This window comes from Silvanigrella sp. (assembly GCF_044369315.1).
In the GTDB taxonomy this organism is placed as follows: Bacteria; Bdellovibrionota_B; Oligoflexia; order Silvanigrellales; family Silvanigrellaceae; genus Silvanigrella.
In genome coordinates, this window is the sequence record NZ_JBIPMD010000210.1 from 1 (window position 1) to 5587 (window position 5587).

Consider the following 5587-nt stretch of genomic DNA (forward strand, 5'->3'; position numbering starts at 1 on the left):
AAGTTTACTACAATCGTGTTAGAAAGCATTCGTCGAATGGATATCTGTCTCCAGTTATATTTGAAATAACTAGACCAATGAAAAAGGTCGGTTAATTGTGTCTATAAAATTGGGGGAAGATCAAGTTTTCTTTAAAATTAAATGTAAGGCTCTTATTGTTTGAATTAGTTAGTAATCCATTTAGACTTAAAAATTTATTATTAGAGTTTCTAAATAAGTTACCAGTTACAGATTAAACAGAATCTTTTTCCTGGTTCTTAAAATATTTTTCAATCATCCAAACTAAAAACAGCTTTACTGAGATCATGGAGAGAAGGAGTAACGTATTTTTGAGTGGTGGTTAAAGAAGAATGCCCAGCAAGGGTTGAGACTTTTTCAATGGATTCTTTATTATCGAGAAGTGTTTTACAAAAAGTGTGCCTTAAGGAGTGTGGAGTTACAGGAATTTTAAGCTGATGGGAAAAGGAATAAAATAATTTTAAGACTCCATTTTCACGAAGAGGACCCCTTTTTCCGTAAAAAAGAAAATCCTTTTCCTCTTTTTTTATAGAATGTTTTTTTAACTTTAAAAGAACATTTCTTGCTGTGGCATTTAATGGAATAAATCTTTTTTTTTGTCCTTTGCCTTTTTGAACGGTAAGAAGCCCTTCATAACGTGTTAAATGAATATCTCCCCAAGTTAAAGAAACAAGTTCTGAAACGCGGATTCCTGTGTGAAACAATAAAAGAACAAGGGCTTCATTTCGAATGCGGCCTTGTTTTTCAACAAACCTAAAAAGGGCATTGAGATCTTTTTTCATTATCCAGCGTGGAGCAAGGGATTGTGAAGTGGGAAGGTTTGGCGCGTCTGGAATAGAGTTTTTTCTAAGACCTTCTTTTAAGGCCCAGGATAAAAACCTTCGAAGGGTAATGAATTTTCTTTGGATGGTAGCAGGAGAGGATTGGCCTAAATATTCCTTATAGCTTTTCAGTTCAATGCTTGTGGCATCGACAAGCAAACTATATAGGGTCGTTTCCACATTCTGCCCTGAGACTTCAATCTCTTTTAAGTGCCGCAAGTAATCAGCAAGGTCTAACTTGTAAGCTTTTATCGTATGGAATGAGGCTCCTTTTTCTTCGAGGCTCTTTGTAAATAACTCCAATACATTTTTGAGTTCCATAGGCTTCCTTTCCCCTTAAAAAATTATCCTGCCAATTTTTGACCCTCTCCCAATGGGGTACTAACAACAGCAGTGTTTCATCCTTACTTTCACTTTTCTAGTTGGCACAAAGACGAAATGAAAAAAGGCGCAATTTAGCGTTCTCAATTACAGTAACAGGATTTTTAAGGTTTGGCAGGATAAGAGAACTTATCCGGCTAATTGGGGATTTTTGAAGAATGAGTGAAAGCATCTCAAATTCATGTTTCTCTCGCATTCTTTTTTTACCTTCCTTTTGTAGCTAGGGCGTTAAAATTTATTCATTTTAGATTAAGCACCAGAATTTTAGATAAGCATATTACTCTTTTGTTTTCAGTATGTTACAATTTGTAAATATTTTTTATATTTAAAATCAATAATTTATATAATTCAGCATCGGAAAATTAAAAATATTTACAAAAATTCCTCCATTCATATTAGATTTATCACAAAATATGTGATAAATCTAATATGAATGGAGGAAGAACTATGAACCTAACTAAACAAAGTTCAACCCAATTAAAACATCTGAGTGATTACCTTTCTTCATTGGAAGAGCAAGGAATTAGTTCATTTACTTTTTCAGAGTTGGAAAAAATTGGTGCCTCTAAACGTGCTTTACAGGTCTCATTATGGCGTTTAGCAAAAAAACGAAGAATTATTAGTCCTTCTAAAGGCTTTTACGTTATAATTCCGGTCCAGTATCAAAAATTAGGTTCTCCTCCAGGAATGTGGTTCATTCATGAATGGATGAAAGCATTAAATATAAATTATTACATAGGGAATTTGAGTGCTGCTGCAATTTATGGTGCAGCACACCAAGCCGTTCAAGAAACCGAAGTAATAATGAACAAAAAATTACAAAAAAATAATTTAATTGTTGGATCTGTACGATTTCAATTTTTTTATAGAAAAAATATTGTTGAAGTGCCATGTAGAAAATGGAATGTGCCAACAGGAAATGTATTAGTAAGTACACCATCAGCAACCGCAATTGATCTTGTGCGTTATATGAATAGATTAGGTGGGCCGTCTGCCGTTGCAACAGTATTAACAGAACTTGCAGAGCAAATTGAAACTGAAGAGTTGGCAAAAACAATAATACAAATGAATGCTGAAATTGCTGTATTACAGCGACTTGGGGTAATTTTTGAAATAATTGGGCAAAAAAGATTAACTAACGTTATTCAAAATGCAAATTGTTTCCATAATCTACACTCTATACCTTTAAATTTAACTGTTCCTCATTCTAAAGAGCAATTGCATAAAGAAAAATTACATCCAATATGGAAGGTTTATATGAACGACAAAATAGAGTCTGATATATGATTTCACAAGCTTATATTCAACAATGGAGATCATCACAAGCACCATGGGTTTCAGATGCTTTTGTTGAACATGATTTAATTCTTTCTCAAGCTCTTGTTGAAATATTTTCTCACGAGTATTTAATGAATAATATTGCATTGAGAGGTGGTACAGCTTTAAATAAGCTGTTCTTAAAAAAGTATATTCGTTTTTCTGAGGATATCGATCTTGTTCAAATTAAATCTGGAGACAATGGACCAATAATTGATGCTATTCGCTCTAAAATAGATCCAATATTAGGTTTTCCGAAAAGAAAAATAGGAGAAGGGCTAACAACGTTAACTTATCGATTTATTGCAACAGATAATACTCCATTAAAGTTGAAAGTTGAAATGAATACAAGAGAACATCAATCTTTCAATCCACTGACCAAGCATAAATTTTCTGTTAATAGCAATTGGTTTTCAGGTGAATGTACAATCATATCATATACAATTGAAGAGATTCTTGGAACAAAATTACGCGCTCTTTATCAGAGAAAAAAAGGTCGAGATTTGTTTGATTTTTGGGCCTTATCTCAAGAAAAACAAATTGATTATGTCGAAGTTGCAAAAATATTTTCTTATTATATTCAAAAAGAAGGGTTAAAAATTTCACGTAAGGATTTTGAAGAAAATTTATTACAAAAATCTAAGGATAAAAATTTTTTAAATGATATTTTCCCTCTTCTTGTACCTGGTGTGAACTATGACTCAAATATAGCATATAACTGGTTAATAAATAAAGTTCTTATACATATCGTCTAATTATTACGGCACGCACTTATTGGAGTGTTGGTAGCGCTCTTATCTGATAAATTTGATCTATTATAATAAGTTCACAAAGGATTGGAATGAGTTAATAAGGTTAAGTACATTGAATTCAAGATTAGCAGGATAATAGAGCTTATCCTGACTTATGAGCATGAATCCGCTTAGAGAAAGGTTGTTACTTTTTTCTTCGCAAAAATTGATTAAATTCATAGCATAATTTTATCAGATAAATATAGTCAAAAAAATTAGAATTTTTAAATTTGCCTTAGATTGCAGTAAAAATTTTTCAGTGTATTCTTAAAAAGTAACTTCAACGTTTGAGTTGAAAGTTGATATTTTGATTTTAATTGTGTTTTAAATTAATAATTGTTTAGGTTGGATTATATGAAGACTAGTATTATTGCAGTTGCCAATCAAAAAGGCGGCGTAGGAAAAACGGCTACTTCTGTTAATTTAGCTTCTGGATATGCATTTTTAAAAAGAAAAACGTTACTCATAGATTGTGATTATCAAGGTAATGCAACTTCTAACCTAGGTTTAAAAAAATCATCTAAGTTTAGAAATTTAAGTAGTGCTTTAAGATCTGATTTGCCTCTTGAAGAAGTAATTTTAAAGACTTCTGATGATTTTCTTGATGTAATTGCTGGTGATATGGGGCTTTCTAAATTGTCTAGAGAAAAAATTCTAGAGCCAGGTTCTCACAATATACTAAAAAATTGGCTAGATTGTGAAAAATTAAAAGAATATGAGGTTGTAATAATTGATACGCATCCATCTTTGGATCTTCTTTTTCAAATGTCTATGACAGCAGCCCATTATTATTTAGTACCTGTTTTTGCAGAGGCAGATCCATTTGATGGTTTACAATATATGTTAGAAGAAGTTTCTTTAATTAAAAAATCTTTAAATCCACCATTATTTTTGCTTGGAATTGTAATTACAAAATACAATACTAAAAATGCTACTCATAGAAAATTTTATGAGTACCTCCAAAAATATATGGAAGAAGTTAAAATAACATTATTAAAAACAGTTATTCCAGAAAGTAATGCTATTTCCAGTAGTAGTAGTGCTCAAAAATCATTAATTACACTTCATCCAAGACTTCCTGTTACTCAAGCTTATCTTGAATTAGCAAGAGAATTATTGCCAGAATTGAGAGGAATGCGTCAGGGGCGTAGACAAAGCACTCCTATAATTAATGAGATGCCTGAGGAGTTAGATAAAATTTTTGAAGTTGAAGTTCATGAAATAGAAGAGGCCATTCTATGAGTTTAAATAGTAGTAGAATTGAAGAAACAGCTGAAACGATTCGTGCAATTCAAATAAACAATATTGAAGCTGAACCAGATGCAGCTGAACTGACTAAAACAAGACAAAAAAATGCAATTAATAAAATTAAGTCAATGAAAAATGGATCTATTATTACAATTCCGATTTCATTAATTGATTTAAGTAAAAATAAACGTGACGAAGAAATAAATGAAAATGATCCAGATTTTATACAATTAACTGAATCAATAAATGAGATAGGACTAATACACAAACCAATAATTACAATTGATGAAAATTCTATTTTTCCACTTGAAGGTCATAGAAGAATTGTTGCTTTAAAAAGACTTGGCAATGAAAGTGTTTCTTGTGAGGTTAAAATTCTTGAAAGAGATGAATTAAATCAATTAACATCATTAATTGCAAATACAGCTAGGAAAAACTGGAAAATAATTGCTATAGCTAAATCTTTAAATGTTTTATATGAAAAAGCATTTACACAAGAGAAATTGGCTAAATTAATAGGTAAAGATAGAACAACTGTGTTGAGATTATTAAAAATTTCTAATTGGAATGAAGATATTCATAAATTAATTATTGATAATTATGATAAAGTAACACAAAAATCATTACTAAATATAGCAAGTAGGAAGCTTACTGATGATGAAGTTTTGAATGAATTAAAGATTTTATGTGGAATCATTCAAAGAAAAAACTCAAATACTGAAGTTAAATATTTGAAAAATAAGAATAAATTTAAAGAATATGTTAAAACTAAAAATTATTCAGATATTGAAATTAAATTAATCGAAGAAGCATTAATGGAATTTGGAATTTTGTAAAAAACAAAAATGTGGCGCGGTACCACATTTAGAGAAAATGTGGCGCGGTGTGTCCTACCAATAAGTGCATTTTACAAACAAAATGAATGCTAGTAAATTTTTTATAGAGAGTGGTTTTTGATTTTGTTGATGGTATCGAGATAATTCCAAGGCAACCAATCTTTTGGGTTTTGTT

At 30.7% G+C, this 5587-nt stretch carries 5 protein-coding genes; 4 read left to right on the plus strand and 1 reads right to left on the minus strand.

Features of this window, described 5'->3' with window-relative positions; all coding sequences use genetic code 11:
• Positions 1 to 269: 269 nt before the first annotated feature.
• Positions 270 to 1160: a tyrosine-type recombinase/integrase gene (locus ACIQ56_RS13735; RefSeq protein ID WP_397601616.1), complete on the minus strand. Its 891-nt coding sequence runs from the start codon at positions 1158 to 1160 to the stop codon at positions 270 to 272.
• Positions 1161 to 1667: 507 nt separating this feature from the next.
• Between ACIQ56_RS13735 and ACIQ56_RS13740 the strand changes: the two genes are divergently transcribed.
• The 4 genes from ACIQ56_RS13740 (at position 1668) to ACIQ56_RS13755 (ending at position 5412) form a co-directional block, all read left to right on the plus strand.
• Positions 1668 to 2507, plus strand: coding sequence for a type IV toxin-antitoxin system AbiEi family antitoxin (locus ACIQ56_RS13740; protein ID WP_397601617.1), 840 nt, complete (start codon positions 1668 to 1670; stop codon positions 2505 to 2507).
• Positions 2504 to 3292: a nucleotidyl transferase AbiEii/AbiGii toxin family protein gene (locus ACIQ56_RS13745; RefSeq protein ID WP_397601618.1), complete on the plus strand. Its 789-nt coding sequence runs from the start codon at positions 2504 to 2506 to the stop codon at positions 3290 to 3292. Before ACIQ56_RS13740 ends, ACIQ56_RS13745 begins: the two co-directional genes overlap by 4 nt.
• 390 nt (positions 3293 to 3682) lie before the next feature.
• The gene (locus ACIQ56_RS13750; protein WP_397601619.1) at positions 3683 to 4570 is read left to right on the plus strand and encodes a ParA family protein; all 888 of its coding nucleotides are present in this window, start codon (positions 3683 to 3685) and stop codon (positions 4568 to 4570) included.
• Positions 4567 to 5412 (plus strand): ParB/RepB/Spo0J family partition protein, encoded by an 846-nt coding sequence (locus ACIQ56_RS13755; RefSeq protein ID WP_397601620.1) that lies wholly within the window; start codon positions 4567 to 4569, stop codon positions 5410 to 5412. The genes ACIQ56_RS13750 and ACIQ56_RS13755 overlap by 4 nt, the downstream gene beginning before the upstream one ends.
• Positions 5413 to 5587 lie beyond the last annotated feature (175 nt).